Annotated in this window: 17 protein-coding genes; 13 read left to right on the plus strand and 4 right to left on the minus strand. The window is 43.4% G+C overall.

The annotated features are described in order from the left end of the window. Positions 1-102: 102 nt before the first annotated feature. The 13 genes from glpK (at position 103) to D8854_RS04140 (ending at position 14,785) form a co-directional block, all read left to right on the plus strand. Complete coding sequence (glpK, locus tag D8854_RS04080) at positions 103-1,611, plus strand: glycerol kinase GlpK (RefSeq protein ID WP_125449817.1); 1,509 nt, start codon at positions 103-105, stop codon at positions 1,609-1,611. 63 nt (positions 1,612-1,674) lie between these two features. After that, a complete protein-coding gene (gene glpO, locus D8854_RS04085; protein ID WP_125449819.1) occupies positions 1,675-3,501 on the plus strand; it encodes a type 1 glycerol-3-phosphate oxidase in 1,827 nt (608 codons plus the stop codon). A 69-nt stretch (positions 3,502-3,570) separates the two neighbouring features. Further along, entirely contained in the window at positions 3,571-4,275 is a 705-nt protein-coding gene (locus D8854_RS04090) for an MIP/aquaporin family protein (protein WP_125449821.1), read from the plus strand. Positions 4,276-4,515: 240 nt separating this feature from the next. Further along, complete coding sequence (locus tag D8854_RS04095; protein WP_025168981.1) at positions 4,516-4,647, plus strand: teichoic acid D-Ala incorporation-associated protein DltX; 132 nt, start codon at positions 4,516-4,518, stop codon at positions 4,645-4,647. Between the two features lie 20 nt (positions 4,648-4,667). Further along, positions 4,668-6,218 (plus strand): D-alanine--poly(phosphoribitol) ligase subunit DltA, encoded by a 1,551-nt coding sequence (gene dltA, locus D8854_RS04100; RefSeq protein WP_009013830.1) that lies wholly within the window; start codon positions 4,668-4,670, stop codon positions 6,216-6,218. After that, positions 6,215-7,459, plus strand: a complete 1,245-nt coding sequence (gene dltB / locus D8854_RS04105; RefSeq protein WP_125449823.1) for a D-alanyl-lipoteichoic acid biosynthesis protein DltB — start codon at positions 6,215-6,217, stop codon at positions 7,457-7,459. Before dltA ends, dltB begins: the two co-directional genes overlap by 4 nt. Positions 7,460-7,472: 13 nt before the next feature. Then, entirely contained in the window at positions 7,473-7,712 is a 240-nt protein-coding gene (dltC, locus tag D8854_RS04110) for a D-alanine--poly(phosphoribitol) ligase subunit DltC (protein WP_000351972.1), read from the plus strand. Then, positions 7,705-8,973: a D-alanyl-lipoteichoic acid biosynthesis protein DltD gene (dltD, locus tag D8854_RS04115; RefSeq protein ID WP_125449825.1), complete on the plus strand. Its 1,269-nt coding sequence runs from the start codon at positions 7,705-7,707 to the stop codon at positions 8,971-8,973. The genes dltC and dltD overlap by 8 nt, the downstream gene beginning before the upstream one ends. Positions 8,974-9,115: 142 nt before the next feature. Beyond that, a complete protein-coding gene (gene nt5e, locus D8854_RS04120; protein ID WP_125449827.1) occupies positions 9,116-11,179 on the plus strand; it encodes a cell surface ecto-5'-nucleotidase Nt5e in 2,064 nt (687 codons plus the stop codon). A 147-nt stretch (positions 11,180-11,326) separates the two neighbouring features. Beyond that, complete coding sequence (gene adcR, locus D8854_RS04125) at positions 11,327-11,767, plus strand: zinc-dependent transcriptional regulator AdcR (protein WP_001249328.1); 441 nt, start codon at positions 11,327-11,329, stop codon at positions 11,765-11,767. Continuing rightward, positions 11,767-12,471: a metal ABC transporter ATP-binding protein gene (locus D8854_RS04130; RefSeq protein WP_001269483.1), complete on the plus strand. Its 705-nt coding sequence runs from the start codon at positions 11,767-11,769 to the stop codon at positions 12,469-12,471. Before adcR ends, D8854_RS04130 begins: the two co-directional genes overlap by 1 nt. Beyond that, entirely contained in the window at positions 12,464-13,270 is an 807-nt protein-coding gene (locus D8854_RS04135) for a metal ABC transporter permease (RefSeq protein WP_000950023.1), read from the plus strand. Before D8854_RS04130 ends, D8854_RS04135 begins: the two co-directional genes overlap by 8 nt. 9 nt (positions 13,271-13,279) lie before the next feature. Next, on the plus strand, positions 13,280-14,785 hold the full coding sequence (locus D8854_RS04140; protein WP_125449829.1) for a zinc ABC transporter substrate-binding protein AdcA: 1,506 nt from the start codon (positions 13,280-13,282) through the stop codon (positions 14,783-14,785). Between the two features lie 56 nt (positions 14,786-14,841). Here the strand turns inward: D8854_RS04140 and D8854_RS04145 are convergent, their stop codons facing one another. The 4 genes from D8854_RS04145 to argF form a co-directional block, all read right to left on the minus strand. Further along, entirely contained in the window at positions 14,842-16,170 is a 1,329-nt protein-coding gene (locus D8854_RS04145) for a dipeptidase (RefSeq protein ID WP_125449831.1), read from the minus strand. A 22-nt stretch (positions 16,171-16,192) separates the two neighbouring features. Continuing rightward, complete coding sequence (locus tag D8854_RS04150) at positions 16,193-17,704, minus strand: YfcC family protein (RefSeq protein ID WP_084925391.1); 1,512 nt, start codon at positions 17,702-17,704, stop codon at positions 16,193-16,195. 97 nt (positions 17,705-17,801) lie between these two features. After that, complete coding sequence (arcC, locus tag D8854_RS04155) at positions 17,802-18,749, minus strand: carbamate kinase (protein ID WP_125449833.1); 948 nt, start codon at positions 18,747-18,749, stop codon at positions 17,802-17,804. A 294-nt stretch (positions 18,750-19,043) separates the two neighbouring features. After that, positions 19,044-20,060, minus strand: a complete 1,017-nt coding sequence (argF, locus tag D8854_RS04160; RefSeq protein ID WP_125449835.1) for an ornithine carbamoyltransferase — start codon at positions 20,058-20,060, stop codon at positions 19,044-19,046. Positions 20,061-20,078: the final 18 nt, after the last annotated feature.

Below are 20,078 nucleotides of genomic sequence, written 5' to 3' on the forward strand. Positions count from 1 at the left end.
TTTTAAAATTTTAAAAAAATTGATAAACAAGAAAGCGCTTTATTTTGTATACTAGTTACTGTAAAGAGGAATCCCCTCAAGATTTTATCAGGAGGACAGCACATGTCACAAGAAAAATACATCATGGCTATTGACCAAGGAACGACCAGTTCTCGTGCCATCATTTTTAACAAAAAAGGAGAAAAGGTCAGCTCTAGTCAAAAAGAATTCACTCAGATTTTTCCTCAAGCAGGTTGGGTTGAGCACAATGCCAATGAAATTTGGAACTCTGTTCAGTCAGTTATCGCGGGTGCTTTCATCGAAAGTGGTGTGAAACCAAGTCAAATCGAAGCAATCGGGATCACCAACCAGCGTGAAACAACTGTCGTCTGGGATAAGAAAACAGGGCTCCCTATCTACAATGCTATCGTTTGGCAATCACGTCAAACTGCTCCTCTGGCTGAACAACTAAAAAGCCAAGGTTATGTGGAAAAATTCCATGAAAAGACTGGTTTGGTTATCGATGCTTACTTCTCTGCTACCAAGGTTCGTTGGATTTTGGACCATGTAGAAGGCGCTCAAGAGAGAGCAGAAAAAGGAGAATTGCTCTTTGGTACTATCGATACTTGGTTGGTTTGGAAATTGACTGACGGTGCGGCTCATGTGACGGACTACTCAAATGCAGCCCGTACAATGCTCTATAACATTAAAGAACTCAAATGGGATGATGAGATTTTGGAAATCCTCAACATTCCTAAGGCTATGCTTCCAGAAGTTCGTTCTAACTCTGAAATCTACGGCAAGACTGCTCCATTCCATTTCTACGGTGGAGAAGTACCAATTTCAGGTATGGCTGGGGACCAACAGGCAGCCCTCTTCGGTCAGTTGGCCTTTGAACCAGGTATGGTCAAAAATACTTATGGAACAGGTTCTTTCATTATTATGAACACTGGTGAAGAGATGCAGTTGTCTGAAAACAACCTTTTGACAACGATTGGTTATGGAATCAACGGCAAGGTTTACTATGCCTTGGAAGGTTCTATCTTCATCGCAGGAAGTGCCATTCAGTGGCTTCGTGATGGACTTCGCATGGTTGAAAATTCACCAGAGTCTGAAAAATATGCTCTCAATTCTCACAACAATGACGAAGTCTATGTCGTACCTGCCTTTACAGGTCTAGGGGCTCCATACTGGAATCAAAACGCTCGTGGTTCGGTCTTTGGCTTAACTCGTGGAACAAGCAAAGAAGACTTTATCAAGGCGACTTTGCAATCTATCGCTTATCAAGTGCGTGACATCATCGACACGATGCAAGTGGATGCGCAGACAGCTATCCAAGTCTTGAAGGTAGATGGTGGTGCAGCCATGAACAACTTCCTCATGCAGTTCCAGGCTGACATCTTGGGAATTGATATCGCCCGCGCTAAAAACTTGGAAACAACTGCCCTAGGTGCAGCCTTCCTAGCAGGATTGTCAGTGGGCTACTGGAAGGACTTGGATGAGTTGAAACTCTTGAACGAGACAGGAGAACTCTTTGAGCCATCCATGAACGAATCGCGCAAGGAACAACTCTACAAGGGCTGGAAGAAGGCTGTGAAAGCAACGCAAGTCTTTGCGGAAATCGACGACTAATACGGTTTCTTGATGCAATGATCAGCTTAAGAATGAAACGACTCAGTTAGAAAGTGTGTAAATATGGAATTTTCAAAGAAAACACGAGAATTATCAATTAAAAAAATGCAGGAACGTACTCTGGATCTTTTGATTATCGGTGGAGGAATCACAGGGGCAGGTGTAGCCTTGCAGGCAGCAGCAAGTGGTCTTGAGACTGGTTTGATTGAAATGCAGGACTTCGCAGAAGGAACATCTAGCCGTTCAACAAAATTGGTTCACGGAGGTCTGCGTTACCTCAAACAATTTGACGTGGAAGTAGTCTCAGATACAGTTTCTGAACGTGCAGTGGTTCAACAAATCGCTCCACACATTCCAAAACCAGATCCAATGCTTTTGCCAGTTTACGATGAGGATGGAGCGACATTTAGCCTCTTCCGTCTCAAAGTAGCCATGGACTTGTACGACCTTTTGGCAGGGGTTAACAATACGCCAGCTGCTAACAAGGTCTTGAGCAAGGAAGAAGTCTTGGAACGCCAGCCAAACTTGAAGAAAGAAGGTTTGGTAGGAGGTGGGGTTTATCTTGACTTCCGTAATAACGATGCGCGTCTCGTGATTGAAAACATCAAACGTGCCAACCAAGACGGTGCACTCATTGCCAACCACGTTAAGGCAGAAGGCTTCCTCTTTGACGAAAGTGGCAAGATTACAGGTGTTGTAGCTCGTGATTTGTTGACAGACCAAGTCTTTGAAATTAAGGCTCGTCTGGTTATTAACACAACAGGTCCTTGGAGCGACAAGGTACGTAATTTGTCCAATAAGGGAACCCAATTCTCACAAATGCGTCCAACCAAGGGAGTTCACTTGGTAGTGGATTCAAGCAAAATCAAGGTTTCACAGCCAGTTTACTTTGACACAGGTTTGGGTGACGGTCGTATGGTTTTTGTTCTCCCACGTGAAAACAAGACCTACTTCGGTACAACTGATACAGACTACACAGGCGATTTGGAACATCCAAAAGTGACTCAGGAAGATGTAGATTATCTACTTGGCATTGTCAACAACCGCTTCCCAGAAGCTAACATTACTATCGATGATATCGAAAGCAGCTGGGCAGGTCTTCGTCCATTGATTGCAGGCAATAGCGCTTCTGACTACAATGGTGGAAACAACGGAACCATCAGCGATGAAAGCTTCAATAACTTGATTGCGACTGTCGAAGCTTATCTCTCGAAAGAAAAGACGCGTGAAGATGTTGAATCTGCTGTCAGCAAGCTTGAAAGCAGCACATCTGAGAAACATTTGGATCCATCTGCAGTTTCTCGTGGTTCGAGCTTGGACCGTGATGACAATGGCCTTTTGACCCTTGCTGGTGGTAAAATCACAGACTACCGTAAGATGGCTGAAGGAGCTATGGAGCGCGTGGTTGACATCCTTAAAGCCGAATTTGACCGTAGCTTTAAACTCATCAACTCTAAGACTTACCCTGTTTCAGGTGGAGAATTGAACCCAGCAAATGTGGATTCAGAAATCGAAGCCTTTGCTCAACTTGGAGTTTCACGTGGTTTGGATAGCAAGGAAGCTCACTATCTAGCAAATCTATACGGTTCAAATGCACCGAAGGTCTTTGCCCTTGCTCACAGCTTGGAACAGGCGCCAGGACTCAGCTTGGCAGACACCTTGTCCCTTCACTATGCAATGCGCAATGAATTGGCTCTTAGCCCAGTTGACTTCCTCCTTCGCCGTACCAACCACATGCTCTTCATGCGTGATAGTTTAGATAGCATCGTTGAGCCAGTTCTGGATGAAATGGGACGATTCTATGATTGGACTGAAGAAGAAAAAGCAGCCTACCATGCGGATGTCGAAGCAGCTCTTGCTCAAAACGATTTAGCAGAACTAAAAAATTAAGAAAAACTAGAAGAGAGGGAGGGCAGCATTCCTTGTCGCTCGCCCCTTCTTTTAAATGGAGACAAAGATATGATGAAAGAATTATTTGGAGAATTTTTGGGGACCTTAATCCTGATCCTCCTAGGAAATGGTGTTGTTGCAGGTGTGGTTCTTCCCAAAACCAAGAGCAACAATTCAGGATGGATTGTGATTACTATGGGATGGGGAATTGCTGTAGCTGTTGCAGCCTTTGTATCTGGCACGCTCAGCCCAGCCCACCTAAATCCAGCTGTGACGTTTGCTATGGCCTTAAAAGGAACGCTCTCTTGGGCTTCTGTTTTCCCTTATATCCTAGCCCAATTCGCAGGAGCGATGGTGGCTCAGATTTTGGTTTGGTTGCAATTCAAACCACACTATGAGGCGGAAGAAAACGCAGGAAATATCCTAGCGACATTTAGTACTGGACCAGCAATCAAGAACACAGTATCGAACTTGGTTAGCGAAATCCTTGGAACTTTTGTTTTGCTCTTGACAATCTTTGCCTTGGGACTCTATGACCTTCAAGCCGGTTTAGGGACCTTTGCAGTGGGAACGTTGATTGTCGGTATCGGTCTTTCACTAGGTGGGACAACGGGTTATGCCTTGAACCCAGCTCGTGACCTTGGACCTCGTATCATGCACAGCATCTTGCCAATTCCAAACAAGGGAGACGGAGACTGGTCTTATGCTTGGATTCCTGTTGTGGGACCTATCCTCGGAGCGTCCTTAGCAGTCCTCGTATTCTCACTTTTCTAAGATAAAAGAGTGATTGGCAACAGAGTTTGAGATGGAAATCTCAGGCTCTTTTTTGTCTTTATTTATGACAAAAAGATTGATATCTTAACTTATCTTAAAATAAGCTAAAACGAACTTTTAAGTTATGGTAAACAGTTGAAAAAAAGGTTGATAAAATGGTACAATGTTAGGAAGATAAGGTAGTAAATGCATAGTTGCATAGCTTTTTTGAAAAATCATAGAAAATTGAACACACTAACTATGGGAAAACACAGAAAATTATATATGTTTTTGGGACAGACCGTCCTATATTTTGTAATCTTACTTGGTTTGCTTTATTTTTTTAGTTACCTTGGTCAGAGTCAAGGAACCTTTATTTATAATGAGTTCTAGTTTGAAGGAGAAGAAAAACCGTGTCTAATAAACCGATAAAAGATATGATTGAAACGATTGAGCACTTTGCTCAAACACATCCAACATATCCTGTCTACAATGTTTTAGGTCAAGAGCACACTTATGGTGATCTGAAGGCTGATTCAGATAGTTTAGCTGCAGCTATCGATCGACTTGGCTTGCCTGAGAAATCTCCAGTCGTCGTTTTTGGTGGTCAGGAGTATGAGATGTTGGCTACCTTTGTAGCGCTGACTAAGTTGGGGCATGCCTACATTCCTATTGACAGCCATTCGGCCTTGGAACGAGTTTATGCTATCGTAGAAGTTGCAGAGCCAAGTTTGATTATTGCCATTTCAGAATTTCTATTAGAGCAAACAAGCACACCGATGCTGAATTTAGAGCAAGTTCATGAAGCTTTTGCTCAAGCTTCTAGCTACGAGATGAACCATCCAGTCAAGGGAGATGACAACTACTACATCATCTTTACTTCTGGTACGACTGGTAAGCCAAAGGGAGTGCAGATTTCCCATGATAATCTCCTCAGCTTTACCAACTGGATGATTACAGATAAGGAATTTGCGACGCCAAGTCGTCCACAAATGCTGGCTCAGCCCCCTTATTCTTTTGATCTATCTGTCATGTACTGGGCACCGACTTTGGCACTTGGTGGCACGCTTTTCGCTCTTCCTTCAGCCATTACTCAGGACTTCAAAAAACTCTTTGCGACGATTTTTTCCTTGCCCATTGCTATCTGGACCTCAACACCTTCCTTTGCAGATATGGCCATGTTGTCAGAAGACTTTAACAGTGAGAAAATGCCAGGAATCACGCATTTCTACTTTGATGGTGAAGAATTGACGGTCAAAACAGCTCAAAAACTACGTGAGCGATTCCCACATGCCCGTATTATCAATGCCTACGGACCAACAGAAGCGACAGTAGCTTTGTCAGCAGTTGCTGTAACAGACGAGATGTTGAAGACTCTCAAACGCCTGCCAATCGGCTATACCAAGGCGGATTCTCCGACCTTTATCATTGATGAGGAAGGTAAGAAAGTTCCAAATGGTGAACAGGGAGAAATCATCGTTTCTGGGCCAGCTGTTTCAAAAGGTTATATGAATAATCCTGAAAAAACAGCAGAAGCTTTCTTTGAATTCGAAGGTCTTCCGGCCTACCATACAGGGGATGTAGGAACTATGACAGATGAGGGCTTGCTTCTCTACGGTGGACGCATGGACTTCCAGATTAAGTTCAATGGTTATCGCATTGAGCTTGAAGATGTCTCTCAAAATCTCAACAAATCTCGCTATATCGAGTCGGCTGTTGCTGTTCCACGCTATAACAAGGATCACAAGGTGCAAAATCTACTGGCCTATGTCATCCTAAAGGACGGTGTCCGTCAGCAGTTTGAACGTGATATCGATATTACCAAGGCTATTAAGGAAGACTTAGCAGATATCATGATGTCTTATATGATGCCATCCAAGTTTCTCTATCGAGACAGTTTGCCACTAACGCCTAATGGTAAAATTGATATTAAGGGCTTGATTAATGAGGTAAACAATAGATGATGGAGCTTTACAAACAGCTACCTCATTTGGAACCTTATGGCAATCTTTATTATTTTTTGTATGTGATTGCTGCGACCCTACCGATATTTATCGGGCTCTTTTTCAAGAAACGTTTTTCCTGGTATGAGGTGCTGGTTAGTCTCTTCTTTATCGTAACCATGTTGGTGGGTGGGAAGACCAATCAATTGGTTGCATTAGGTATTTACCTTTGCTGGGAAATATTGCTCGTACTCTTCTACAAGCATTATCGAAAAAGTAAGGATGGCAAGTGGGTCTTTTACCTAGTTAGTTTTCTGTCCCTACTTCCCATTATCTTTGTCAAGGTTCAGCCAGCTATCAATGGAACGCAGTCTTTGCTTGGATTTTTGGGAATTTCTTACTTAACCTTTCGTGCAGTAGGGGTCATCGTTGAGTTGAGAGACGGTGTCATCAAGGATTTAACGATCTGGCAATTCTTGCGTTTTCTTCTCTTTATGCCGACTTTCTCAAGTGGTCCCATTGATCGTTTTAAACGCTTCAATGAAAATTATGAGACCATTCCTGAGCGGGATGAGCTGATGGACATGCTAGAAGAGGCTGTCAAGTATATCATGCTTGGCTTTCTCTACAAGTTTATCTTGGCCCATATTCTGGGAGAGATTTTGTTGCCTCCTTTAAAGAACTTAGCCTTGCAGTCAGGTGGTTTCTTTAACCTCTATGCTTTAGCGGTCATGTACACCTTTGGTCTGGAGCTCTTCTTTGATTTTGCGGGCTACTCTATGTTTGCCTTAGCAATTTCAAACTTGATGGGGATTCATAGTCCCATCAATTTTAATAAGCCCTTTTTGTCAAGGGATTTAAAAGAGTTTTGGAATCGCTGGCACATGAGTCTGTCTTTCTGGTTCCGTGACTTTGTCTTTATGCGGATGGTTATGGTGTTGACCAGAAAGAAGGTCTTTAAAAATCGCAATGTGACTTCAAGTGTAGCCTACATTCTCAATATGCTGATTATGGGATTTTGGCATGGTGTGACCTGGTACTACATCGCCTATGGACTTTTTCATGGGATTGGGCTGGTCATCAATGATGCCTGGCTTCGTAAGAAAAAAGCGCTCAATAAAGAACGGAAAAAAGCTGGGAAGGGTTCCTTACCTGAGAATCGCTGGATTCAGTTGCTTGGCATGGTTGTCACCTTCCATGTCGTGATGATTTCATTCTTAATCTTTTCTGGATTTTTGAATGATTTATGGTTTAAAAAATAAAAGGATATAAAAAATGGATATCAAATCAGAAGTTATTGAAATTATTGATGAGTTGTTTATGGAAGATGTTTCTGACATGATGGATGAAGATCTTTTTGATGCCGGTGTCTTGGATAGCATGGGGACGGTTGAATTGATTGTTGAGATTGAAAACCGTTTTGACATTCGTGTTCCAGTAACGGAGTTCGGTCGTGATGACTGGAATACAGCTAATAAAATCGTAGAAGGTATTACGGAGTTAAAGAATGCTTAAACGCTTGTGGCTGATCTTCGGGCCTATCTTCATTGCTGGATTTTTGGTTCTTCTACTTATCTTTTTTTATCCAAGTACAACAAGCCACAATCTGATGGAGGAGAAGTATTCGGCGGCTTCTGTTAGTACAGAGAGCTTTAAAGAGAGAAGCCAAAAAGTGAGGGCCCTTACGGATCCAAATATGCGTTTTATCCCTTTTCTAGGGTCAAGTGAGTGGATTCGTTTTGACAGTATGCATCCTGCTGTTTTAGCGGAAAAATACAATCGTCCATATCGACCGTACTTTTTGGGTCAGGCAGGAGCGGCTTCTCTCAATCAGTATTTCGGTATGCAGCAAATCTTACCAGAAATCGAGGAAAAGCAGGCGGTATTTGTCATCTCTCCTCAGTGGTTTACAGAGACAGATTACGAGCCCGCAGCGTTTCAGAGATTCTTTAATAGCGACCAGTTGACAGCTTTTTTGGAAAATCAATCTGAGGACATTTCGGCTAAGCATGCTGCGACGCGTTTGTTGAAGCAGAATCCGAGTGTGGCATTGAAAGGCATCCTTCAAAAGCTTTCAAAAGGAGAGGACTTGTCAGATGCTGATCGACTTATCATCAACCTCTTTGCACGATTCAATGAAAAGCAGTCCTCTCTTTTTGGTCAATTTTCCATTCGGGGGAAACTCAAGTACAAAGAACATGTAGAAAACTATTTAAAAGATCTTCCTGATCAGTTTTCTTATGACGCTTTAGAAGAAATTGCCCGTAAGGATGCAGAGGCAAATACGACTAATAACGATATGGGGATGGAGAATCATTTCTACACGTATGAGGTCAAAAAAGACTTAAAAAAATGGGAAGGGTATCAAAAAAATTATAACTTCCTAAAGTCGTCTGAATACAATGATTTGCAGCTGGTTCTCAATCAATTTGCCAAATCAAAAGTCAATGTGCTCTTTGTTATCCAGCCCGTCAACAAGAAATGGATGGAATACACAGAACTCAGTGAAGAAATGTACCAACACGCAGTGGAGAAAATTCGTTATCAGCTGGAAAGTCAAGGCTTTACCAATATTGCTGACTTTTCTAAAAAAGGAGGAGAACCTTACTTTATCAAGGATACCATCCACTTAGGCTGGTTGGGTTGGTTGGCTTTTGATAAGGTTGTGAATCCCTTCTTGACGGATCCAAAACCAGCCCCAGACTACAAGATGAATGACCGCTTCTTTAGCAAGGACTGGGCGACCTATGATGGAAATATCAAAGATTTCCAATAAATTGATTAAAAAAACTTGAACTGTTTGGTTCAGGTTTTTTGGTTAAATGACGAATATTTTATATAAAAATCAGTCAAAAGTTTCATTTTTTTCATAAATATCGTATAATATAAAGGAAAAAAGAAAAGAAAAGGATTTCAAAATGAATAAACGCTCTTTGTTACCTGTCTTGTCGACAGCTCTATTAGCCCCAGCTTTTTTAGCTGGACAAGTCTATGCTGAGGAAGCAACAACTCCTGCAGAAAGTTCAGCTGTTGTAGCAACTCCCGCTACGTCATCGACTCCAGCTCCTGTGTCGAACCCTGCAGCGCCAGCAACTTCAACAAATGAGGTAGCGACTCCAGCAACCGTTGCACCTGCAGAAGCTCCGTCAGCTCCTGCTGAATCTACTAAAAGCGAAGAAAAGGACACCGTTATCTTACACACCAATGATGTCCATGGTCGTATTGTAGAGGAAAAGGGAGTAATTGGAGATGCCAAGTTAGCGACTGTCATTGAGCAGGAACGTGCGAAATCAAATCAAAATACGCTGGTTGTTGATGCGGGAGACGCTTTCCAAGGTTTACCGATTTCCAACTCTACTAAGGGTGAAGCGCGTGCTGAAATTCTCAATCAGATGCAGTATGATGCCATGGCAGTAGGAAACCATGAGTTTGACTTTGGTCTTGATGAAGTTAAAAAATACAAGGAAATCTTGAAATTCCCATTACTTAGCTCAAATACCTATGTCAATGGCGCTCGTCTTTTTGAAGCTTCTACAATCGTTGATAAAGATAAGACTGTGGAAGGTGATGAGTTTGTTGTAATCGGTGTGACGACACCTGAAACTGCTACAAAAACCCACCCTAAAAATGTCAAAGGGGTAACTTTTACAGATCCAATCTCTGAAGTCAATAAGGTCATCGAAGAAGTTCAAGCCAAGGCGCATGCAGAAGGTAAAGACTACAAACACTATGTTGTGCTCGCTCACTTGGGTGTAGATACCACAACTCCAGTTGAGTGGCGTGGTTCAACCTTGGCAGAAGCTCTATCTAAAAATCCTCGTCTCAAAGGCAAACGTGTGACGGTTATTGATGGACATTCTCACACAGTAGCTTCCACAACTTATGGCGACAATGTTACTTATAACCAAACAGGAAGCTACCTTCATAATGTTGGGAAAGTTATCTACAAATCACGTCAGCTTTTGGGCAATCCTACGTTGATTGCAGCTGCTGATGCTAAAAAATTACCAGCTAATCCTACAGTTGAAAAACTAGTCAAAGATATTAAACAAAAATACGACGCTGAAAATGCTGTTGAAGTCGTCTCAAACAGCCCTGTAGAGCTCAACGGTGATCGTGAAAATGTTCGAGTTCGTGAAACCAACCTCGGAAACGTCGTAGCAGACTCCCTCTATCAGTATGGTCAAACAGGATTTAGCCATCCGACAGACATCGCTGTGACAAATGGTGGTGGCTTGCGTGAAACCATTGCAAAAGGCAAACCGATCACTAAAGGAAATGTCATTGCCGTTCTTCCATTTGGAAATACCATCTCACAAATCCAAGTGACTGGGCAACAAGTATTGGATATGTTTGAAAAATCACTCGGATCTATCTTGCAGGTCGATAAGGATGGCAAGAAGGTCTTGGATGAGAACGGGCAACCATTGTTAGAGCCAAGTGGTGGTTTCTTGCAAGTTTCAGGTGTGAAGGTCTACTATGATACCAACCTACCATCAGGCAAACGTGTCTTGGCTATCCAGGTTAAAAACCGTGCGACTGGTCGTTATGATCTTCTAGACCTTGCAAAAACCTACTATCTTGCAACCAATGATTTCCTAGCTGCAGGTGGTGATGGCTACACGATGTTAGGTGGCGCGCGTGAAGAAGGTCCTTCTATGGATGCAGCCTTTGAAGAGTATCTTAAAACCGCTGATTTGACCCAGTATGAAAAGATCAACCCGAACTCACGGACGATTTCTGTGGATTCTACAACCTTTAGTCTGCCAGTAGAAACACCTCAAACGAATGCGGCTGCTAATGATGCGACTACAAATGTGCCACTGACTTATGAGGTGGCAGGTCAATTTAGCAAGAAAGCAGTTGTCTCAGAAAAAGCCCTCCCAAATACAGGAAGCGAACAGTCCATCTTCTTGCTCTTGATGGGAATGGTAGCTGGTTTGGCAGGTATCTTATCGAGTCGAAAACCAAAGCAAAAATAGGTTAAATTTTACATCTAGAAGAGTCTAGGGAAACGTTTTTACGCCTTTTTCCCTTGACTCTTTTTTGGTTTATGATATAATTAACCAGTAAAGAATCGGTGGCTATCTATGTTTTTTACGAAAAGATAGCTAGGGAAGGAGTAACACATGAGACAGCTTGCACAGGAAATCGATAACTTTTTAAACGAGGTGATCTTGAGATCTGAGAACCAGCATGAAATTCTAATCGGGCATTGCACGAGTGACGTAGCCTTGACCAATACTCAGGAACACATCCTCATGCTCTTGTCAGAAGAATCCCTAACCAACTCGGAGTTGGCCCGTCGTCTTAACGTTAGTCAGGCGGCAGTGACCAAGGCTATCAAGTCTTTGGTCAAAGAGGGCATGTTAGAGACATCCAGAGATCCAAAGGATGCGCGTGTGATTTTTTACCAACTGACAGAGCTGGCTCGACCAGTGGCAGAGGAACACCACCATCATCATGAACACACGCTCTTAGCCTATGAACAAGTGGCAAGTCAGTTTACTCCAAATGAACAAGAAGTTATCCAGCGGTTTTTAACTGCTTTAGTAGGAGAAATCAAATAATGCGGTATATTACAGTAGAGGACTTGTCTTTCTATTATGACAAGGAACCTGTCCTCGAGCATATCAACTACAGTGTTGATAGTGGGGAGTTTGTCACCCTGACTGGTGAAAATGGGGCTGCCAAGACAACGCTGATCAAGGCGAGTCTAGGCATCTTGCAGCCAAGATTTGGCAAGGTAACCATCTCAAAGACAAATACTCATGGAAAAAAGCTAAGGATAGCTTATCTTCCCCAGCAGATAGCCAGTTTTAATGCTGGCTTTCCAAGTACGGTTTATGAATTTGTCAAGTCGGGTCGCTATCCGCGAAAGGGCTGGTTCCGTCGCTTAAATGCTCATGATGAGGAACATATCAAGGCCAGTCTAGACTCGGTTGGTATGTGGGAACACCGTGACAAACGAATTGGCTCCCTCTCTGGGGGGCAAAAGCAACGAGCAGTGATTGCTCGGATGTTTGCTTCTGACCCAGATATCTTTGTCTTGGATGAGCCGACGACAGGGATGGATGCTGGAAGCAAAAATGAATTTTACGAACTCATGCACCATAGTGCCCACCATCATGGTAAGGCTGTTTTGATGATTACCCATGACCCTGAGGAGGTCAAGGACTATGCGGATCGCAATATCCATCTGGTTCGTAACCAAGATTCGCCATGGCGTTGTTTCAACGTTCACGAAAGCGACCAGGAGGTGGAACATGCTTAGTTTGTTATCCTATGACTTTATGCAGCGTGCCTTCTTGGCTGTCATTGCCATGAGTCTCTTTTCTCCAGTTCTTGGGACTTTCCTTATCTTACGTCGTCAGAGTCTCATGAGTGATACCCTCAGTCACGTTTCTCTATCAGGAGTAGCCTTTGGTCTGGTTTTGGGAATTTCTCCAACTATTTCAACCATTGCTATCGTCTTGATTGCTGCGGTCTTTTTGGAGTATCTCCGGACAGTCTATAAGAACTTTATGGAAATCGGAACTGCCATCCTCATGTCAACAGGACTTGCAGTGTCTCTGATTGTCATGAGTAAGGGGAAAAGTTCGAGTTCCATGAGTTTGGACCAATATCTCTTTGGGTCTATTGTGACCATTAGCCAGGAGCAGGTGATTTTCCTCTTTGCCATTGCTGCGGTCGTTTTGCTCTTGACCTTCTTGTTCTTACGTCCTATGTACATCCTGACCTTTGATGAGGACACGGCTTTTGTCGATGGCTTGCCAGTTCGTACTATGTCCATCCTCTTTAACATGGTGACAGGGGTGGCCATTGCCCTTATGATTCCAGCTGCAGGAGCTCTTTTGGTATCGACCATTATGGTCTTGCCAGCTAGTATTGCCCTTCGTCTGGGGAAAAACTTTAAATCCGTTATGTTGCTAGCCAGTGCTATTGGCTTTTTGGGAATGGTGGCAGGACTCTATATTTCCTACTATGCGGAAACCCCTGCTAGCGCTAGTATCACCATTATCTTTGTAGCTGTCTTTTTGTTAGTCAGTCTACTGAAACGTTTTATCAAATAGGAGAATGAAATGAAAAAAATTAGCTTACTACTAGCTAGTCTATGTGCCCTGTTTTTAGTGGCTTGTTCCAATCAAAAACAGGCAGATGGGAAGCTAAATATCGTGACAACCTTTTACCCTGTCTACGAATTTACCAAGCAAGTCGCAGGAGATACTGCTAATGTAGAACTTCTAATCGGTGCGGGTACAGAACCCCATGAGTATGAACCGTCTGCCAAGGCAGTTGCCAAAATCCAAGATGCAGATACCTTTGTCTATGAAAATGAAAATATGGAAACTTGGGTTCCAAAATTGCTAGAATCCTTGGATAAGAAAAAAGTGAAAACCATCAAGGCAACAGGAAATATGCTGCTCTTACCAGGTGGTGAGGAAGAAGAGGAAGGTCATGATCACGGCGGTGAAGGTCACCATCACGACTACGATCCTCACGTTTGGTTATCACCAGCACGCGCCATCAAACTGGTAGAGCATATCCGTGACAGCTTGTCAGCAGATTATCCTGATAAAAAAGAGACTTTTGAAAAGAATGCGGCTGCTTATATTGAAAAATTGCAAGCATTGGACAAGGCCTACACAGATGGCTTGTCTCAAGCCAAACAAAAGAGCTTTGTGACCCAGCACGCTGCCTTTAACTACCTTGCCTTGGACTACGGTCTCAAGCAAGTATCCATCTCAGGTCTCTCACCAGATGCAGAACCATCAGCAGCACGTTTGGCAGAATTGACAGAGTATATCAAGAAAAATAAGATTTCTTATATCTACTTTGAAGAAAATGCCTCACAAGCCCTAGCAAATACACTTTCAAAAGAAACAGGTGTCAAACTAGACGTGCTCAATCCGCTAGAAAGTCTGACAGAAGAAGCAACCAAGGCCGGTGAGGACTATATCTCCGTGATGGAGAAAAACCTCAAGGCTTTGAAACAGACAACGGACCAAGAAGGACCAGAAATCGAGCCAGAGAAGGAAGAAAATACCAAGACAGTTCACAATGGTTACTTTGAGGATGCTGACGTCAAGGACCGCACCTTGAGTGACTATGTGGGCAACTGGCAGTCGGTCTATCCTTTCCTTGAGGATGGAACCTTCGATCAAGTCTTTGACTACAAGGCTAAGTTGACTGGCAAGATGACCAAGGATGAGTACAAGGCCTACTATAGAAAAGGCTATCAGACAGATGTGACCAAGATCAACATCACGGACAACACTATGGAATTTGTTCAAGGTGGCCAAAGCAAGAAATTCACCTACAAGTATGTCGGCAAGAAAATCTTGACTTATAAGAAAGGCAATCGTGGCGTGCGCTTCCTCTTTGAAGCGACAGATGCGGATGCTGGACAGTTCAAGTACGTTCAGTTTAGTGACCACAATATCGCTCCAGTCAAGGCAGAACATTTCCATATCTTCTTTGGAGGTACTAGCCAAGAAGCCCTCTTTGAAGAGATGGATAACTGGCCAACCTACTATCCAGATAAGCTATCTGGACAAGAAATCGCCCAAGAAATGTTGGCACATTGATGCAAGAGAAAATCCCGCAAATCTGCGGGATTTTTTGGGTAGAAACGATTATCTGGTTAGGTTGCGAGACGGTAAACCGCCTCTGCGTAGATGTCCATAGCGTGATAAAGATCGTCTAGGACAGCTGCTTCATTTGCCTGATGTTCAGTTTGTTGTGCTCCTGGGAAAAGAGCGCCAAAGGCTACACAGTTTGGCATGGTGCGGGCAAAGGTAGCACCACCTGATGAGAGAGGAGGAGTTTTATCTCCGGTTTTTTCTTGGTAGACTTGCATAAGGGTAGTAACAAGTTGGCTATCTCTTGCGACATAGAGGGGGGCTAGATAGTCAAATTCTTGGTAGTCAAGTTGGTAGTCTTTGGCGCACTGAGTGAGCTGTGCCACCAGTTTCTCCTTATCTGCTAGCACAGGTATGCGTATATCGATCCGAATTTCGGAGCGATCGGGATTGATGGTCAACCCTGCAACATTAAAGGAAAGGGAACCAGACGGTTCATCAGCAACTTCTCCAAAGATTCCAAGCCCTTTACCATCTTGCCCTGCTTTGTCGGTTAGAAAATGGAGGGCAGAGTGGGGTTGGAGAGGTGCGAGTACACTAGCAAGTCGAATGACTGCATTGACACCTTGACTAGCATCTTTGGCGTGTTTAGGTACCCCGAGTACGGTCACGGTTTGGTCTGTGGTTTGGTGATCAAAATTTGCTTCCTTCAACCCCCTACAAACCGCTTCATAAAGAGGACCTTGGTAACTTGCCTTATCTGGTACAACATTAAAGGCACCTCCGACATCGAGCTTGAGATGATCAGAACCGGGGCCATGAAGCTTGACTTGAAGGAGCCCCTTTTCAGCGTATGTCAAAGGAAATGACGAATCCGGTGCAAATCCCATGCTGGCTTGTTCTTCGAGGGCGTTGTAGCGTGCCATACATCTCCAAAGAGTTTCTTCATCCGTACCAAAGATAAAACGCACGCGCTTCTTAAATTGGATGCCTTGGTCAAGCAAGCTTTTCACTGCATAGAGAGCTGCCAGTGAAGGACCTTTGTCGTCTTGTGCCCCTCGTCCAAAGAGTTTTCCTTCTCTGATAGTTGCTTCAAATGGAGGAGATTGCCAATCTGACAAATCTCCTGCAGGCACAACATCCAAGTGGCAGAGGATGGCAAGGAGTTCTCCCTCACCAACCTCTGCATAACCATAATAGCCCTTGGGATCAATATAAGTTTTAAAGCCAAGTTCACGGCAGATTTCCAGCGTCTTTTCTAGAACGTCTTGGATAGCTTGTCCAAAAGGTGTCCCATTTTCCCCTTCTTGGAGGACAGATGGGTAGGAGATGAGAGTCTTTAGACTCTGTATAAAGCTCTGTTTAATGGAGTCAGTGATGTAGACGGTCATTCGTTTTACCTCACACTTTGTTCTAAAGGAATGGTAGGAAGGTACCTAGGATAAGAAGAAGCATGCTCACAATGACAATAACGACAATGAGTTTAGTAACAAATTTCCACCAAGTTCCTAGACTGATACGGCCGAGCGCGAGAGCCCCCATAACGATACCAGAAGTTGGAGCGACAAGGTTTAGTACACCAGATGCAGATTGATAGGCAGTGATGATGAGACTAGGTTTTACGTTAACGAACTCACCAAGTGGTGCCATGATTCCCATTGTAGCACTGGCAAGTCCAGATGAAGATGGGATAAGGAATGACATAGGAAGGTAGAAGAGGTAAGTCAAAACGATGAAGACTTGAGAAGAGAGACCTTGAAGTCCGACTTCACCCCAGTGTAGAATAGTTGCAGTAATCATACCGTCATTCATGATAACTTGGATACCACGAGCCACTGCACAAATCAAGGCTACGGTGAGAAGATCTGCTGCACCAGCCATAAAAGTAGAGATAATCTTGCTTTCCTTAAGGCCGTAAACAACACCAATAAGAATACCCATCACAGCAAAGAGCATCGCACCTTCTGGGAAGTACCAGCTACCGAATGGTAGAGCAGATGAACCGATAGCTCCACCGATAACAGGGAGACCAATCAACCAATTCTTGAAGTCTTCAAATAGAGTGATGTGCAAGTCTACCCAAGGGATAAAGCTGGCGATCATGATGATGAAAGTCAAGATGAACAAGGCAAGAACATGTTTTTGTTTCTTGTTCAAGACAGATGGAGCATTTTCGTTATCAGTGACATTGAAGTGTTTAAGGTCTTCTTCACGTTGAGAGTAGACAAGTGATTTTGTGGGATCCTTTTGAATCTTTTCTGCATAGCGGTAGACAAAGTAAGTACTAATACCTGTCATAACAAACCAGAAGATGATACGAAGGATAACCCCGTCCATAGATGACACACCTGCGGTATCAGAAGCGATAACAGTAGCAAAGGGATTGAGAGTAGAGGCAAGACAGCCAACTTGAGAACCTAGTAGAATGATGGCAACGGCAGTAATGCTATCAAAACCAACAGCCATCATAACAGGAACAAGGAGTGGATAAAATGCCATGGTTTCTTCACCCATACCATAAGTTGTTCCTCCAAGTGCAAAGAGGGGCATGAGGATGAGGATCAGCATTTTTTCGCGTCCTTTGTATTTCTTAACAATAGAGGCAATACCAACATCTAATGTGCCTGTCGCATTGACGACACCTAGAAATCCTCCAACCATGAGGATGAAGAAGGCTACGTCAATAGCGGCTTTAGTTGGTTCGTGACCGAGCATCGCCCGGATTGGAGCCATTAGAATATCGTAAATCCCTTGGGGATTAGAGTCAACAGTTTGATAGGTACCTGCAATGAGGCCACCTGCTTCGTTCGTGTCATACTTACCTGCTGGAATGATCCAAGTCAAGATTGCCATGATAGCAATAATAATGATCAAAACAGTGTAAGATGAAGGCATTTGGAACCTTTTTTTTGTTTTTTCACTCATTTGTTTTTCCTCCTAAACTATGCCACAAAGTATAAAAACGAATGATGTTGGTTTACCTGAGTACTCCTAGTTAGAGCTTGTACTTGGGTTAAAATGGCTAGTCTTTAACAATAATTGTTCCGCTTTCGGACTCGATCAAGGCGCCTAGATTGCTGAGGGAAGTGATAACAGCCTTGCCTTCTGGGCGGTTGGTCACAAAATCGATAGCAGCTTCGACTTTGGGTAGCATGCTACCCGGTGCGAATTGTCCTTGTTTGATGTATTCTTTTAGTTGACTGATAGTAACGTGTTCAAGTTTTTCTTGGTCTGGTTTATTGTAGTTGACATAAACATAGTCTACGCCAGTAAGGACGATAAAGAGGTCAGCTTCGACGAGTTCTGCTAGTCGTTGAGACGCAAAGTCTTTGTCGATAACGGCTTCGACCCCACGTAAGTAACCGTTTTCATTTTTAACGACAGGGATACCTCCTCCACCTGCTGCGATGACAACTTGACCATTATCGAGCAAGGTGCGGATGCTGTTGATTTCTTTAATGTCGATTGGTTTTGGTGAAGCCACCACTTTACGCCAGCCACGACCGGCATCTTCTTTGAAGGTTGCTCCTGTTTTTTCGCTCTCAGCTTTGGCATCCTCTTCTGAGTAGAATGGACCGATTGGTTTGGTGGGATTGATAAAGGCAGGGTCTTCCTTGTCTACTATAACTTGGGTAACAACAGAAGCGACATTTTTATCAAGTCCTACATCGAGCAATGCGTTATCAAGAGCACATTGTAGCCAAAAACCGATACTACCCTCGGTCATGGCAACCAAAGAATCAAGGGGGAAGGCAGGGTTTTTTTCCGAATCTGCCATCAAGTGTTGAAGCAAGAGATTACCCACCTGAGGACCATTTCCGTGAGTGATGATCAGTTCATCTCCGTTTTGAATCAACTTAACCAGATGACGAGCTGTTTCTACCAGAGCAGCTTGTTGAGCTTGGGCAGATGGATCAGTGGAGAGGATGGCATTTCCGCCTAAAGCAACGACGATTTTTCTATGAGACATGAGCTCTCCTTTCTTTAATATGGTAAACCTGACAGAACTCCAAGAGCTACAGGCAGGTATGATAATAAAATATGAAGTACAGGTAGTATCTTTTCAAAAGACAAATTAGTCATTACTACGAACTAAAAGGGGCTAGACGCATAGCTGACGTTTATCAGAATGAGACTAGGAAGCAGGAAGATGACAAGAGTAAGGTGGCAAATTTGTCAAAGAGGATCCTTGCTTTCTTTCGCTAGAACTGATAAGCTATCATAGCTTTCGTCTCAACCCCTGTGTTGTGTATACGAGTAAGTTTTATACTTTAGGAATGTAGAGATTTCCAAGAGTAGCAGCCATAACAGCTTTGATAGTGTGCATGCGGTTTTCTGCTTGGTCAAAGTGGCGAGCATACTTGCTACGGAAGACTTCGTCTGTTACTTCCATTTCTTCTACGCCAAATTTTTCAGCAACATCTTTACCATAGACAGTGTGAGTGTCGTGGAATGCTGGTAAACAGTGCAAGAAGATCAAGTTTTCGTTGCCAGCTTTTTTCACTAAGTCCATATTGACTTGGTAAGGTTTCAAAAGTGCAACGCGTTCTGCGAATTTGTCTTCTTCACCCATAGATACCCAAACGTCTGTGTAAAGTACATCGGCACCTTTGACAGCTTCGTCTGCATCTTCGGTGATGAGGATGTGTGCACCACTTTCTTTAGCAAATCCTTCAGCCAATTCAACGATTTCTTTTTCTGGGAAGAGTTCTTTTGGTGAGAAGATGTGAACGTTAACACCAAGGATAGCACCTGTTACGAGCAAGCTATTGGCAACGTTGTTGCGTCCATCACCACAGTATACCAATGTCAAGCCTTCCAAGCGACCGAAGTTTTCTTGAACAGTCAAGTAGTCAGCGAGCATTTGAGTTGGGTGCCATTCGTCAGTTAGACCATTCCATACTGGAACACCTGAGAATTTTGCCAGTTCTTCAACCATACGTTGGCTGAAACCACGGAATTCAATCCCGTCAAACATGCGTCCCAAAACTTTTGCAGTATCTTCAGTAGATTCTTTTTTACCTAACTGAATGTCATTTGCTCCGAGGTATTCTGGATGAGCACCAAGGTCAATAGCTGCAGTTGTAAAGGCTGCACGTGTACGAGTAGAAGTTTTTTCAAACAGGAGGGCGATATTTTTACCAGCAAGGTAGTGGTGTTGGATATTGCGTTTTTTCAAATCCTTCAAGTGAGCTGAAAGACCGATAAGGTATTCTAACTCTGCGCGAGTAAAGTCTTTTTCTGCTAAGAAGCTGCGTCCTTGGAATACTGAATGTGTCATTCTATTATTTCCTCTTTC

It is taken from the genome of Streptococcus mitis, from assembly GCF_003943905.1.
GTDB lineage: Bacteria > Bacillota > Bacilli > Lactobacillales > Streptococcaceae > Streptococcus > Streptococcus mitis_BC.

Coding starts and splice junctions, on each gene's coding strand:
- adcR (WP_001249328.1), top strand. CDS start 11,327: ATGAGACAGCTTGCACAGGAAATCGATAACTTTTTAAACGAGGTGATC.
- glpK (WP_125449817.1), top strand. CDS start 103: ATGTCACAAGAAAAATACATCATGGCTATTGACCAAGGAACGACCAGT.
- argF (WP_125449835.1), bottom strand. CDS start 20,060: ATGACACATTCAGTATTCCAAGGACGCAGCTTCTTAGCAGAAAAAGAC.
- D8854_RS04090 (WP_125449821.1), top strand. CDS start 3,571: ATGATGAAAGAATTATTTGGAGAATTTTTGGGGACCTTAATCCTGATC.
- D8854_RS04130 (WP_001269483.1), top strand. CDS start 11,767: ATGCGGTATATTACAGTAGAGGACTTGTCTTTCTATTATGACAAGGAA.
- D8854_RS04140 (WP_125449829.1), top strand. CDS start 13,280: ATGAAAAAAATTAGCTTACTACTAGCTAGTCTATGTGCCCTGTTTTTA.
- D8854_RS04145 (WP_125449831.1), bottom strand. CDS start 16,170: ATGACCGTCTACATCACTGACTCCATTAAACAGAGCTTTATACAGAGT.
- D8854_RS04150 (WP_084925391.1), bottom strand. CDS start 17,704: ATGAGTGAAAAAACAAAAAAAAGGTTCCAAATGCCTTCATCTTACACT.
- dltC (WP_000351972.1), top strand. CDS start 7,473: ATGGATATCAAATCAGAAGTTATTGAAATTATTGATGAGTTGTTTATG.
- glpO (WP_125449819.1), top strand. CDS start 1,675: ATGGAATTTTCAAAGAAAACACGAGAATTATCAATTAAAAAAATGCAG.
- nt5e (WP_125449827.1), top strand. CDS start 9,116: ATGAATAAACGCTCTTTGTTACCTGTCTTGTCGACAGCTCTATTAGCC.
- dltB (WP_125449823.1), top strand. CDS start 6,215: ATGATGGAGCTTTACAAACAGCTACCTCATTTGGAACCTTATGGCAAT.
- D8854_RS04095 (WP_025168981.1), top strand. CDS start 4,516: ATGGGAAAACACAGAAAATTATATATGTTTTTGGGACAGACCGTCCTA.
- arcC (WP_125449833.1), bottom strand. CDS start 18,749: ATGTCTCATAGAAAAATCGTCGTTGCTTTAGGCGGAAATGCCATCCTC.
- dltD (WP_125449825.1), top strand. CDS start 7,705: ATGCTTAAACGCTTGTGGCTGATCTTCGGGCCTATCTTCATTGCTGGA.
- D8854_RS04135 (WP_000950023.1), top strand. CDS start 12,464: ATGCTTAGTTTGTTATCCTATGACTTTATGCAGCGTGCCTTCTTGGCT.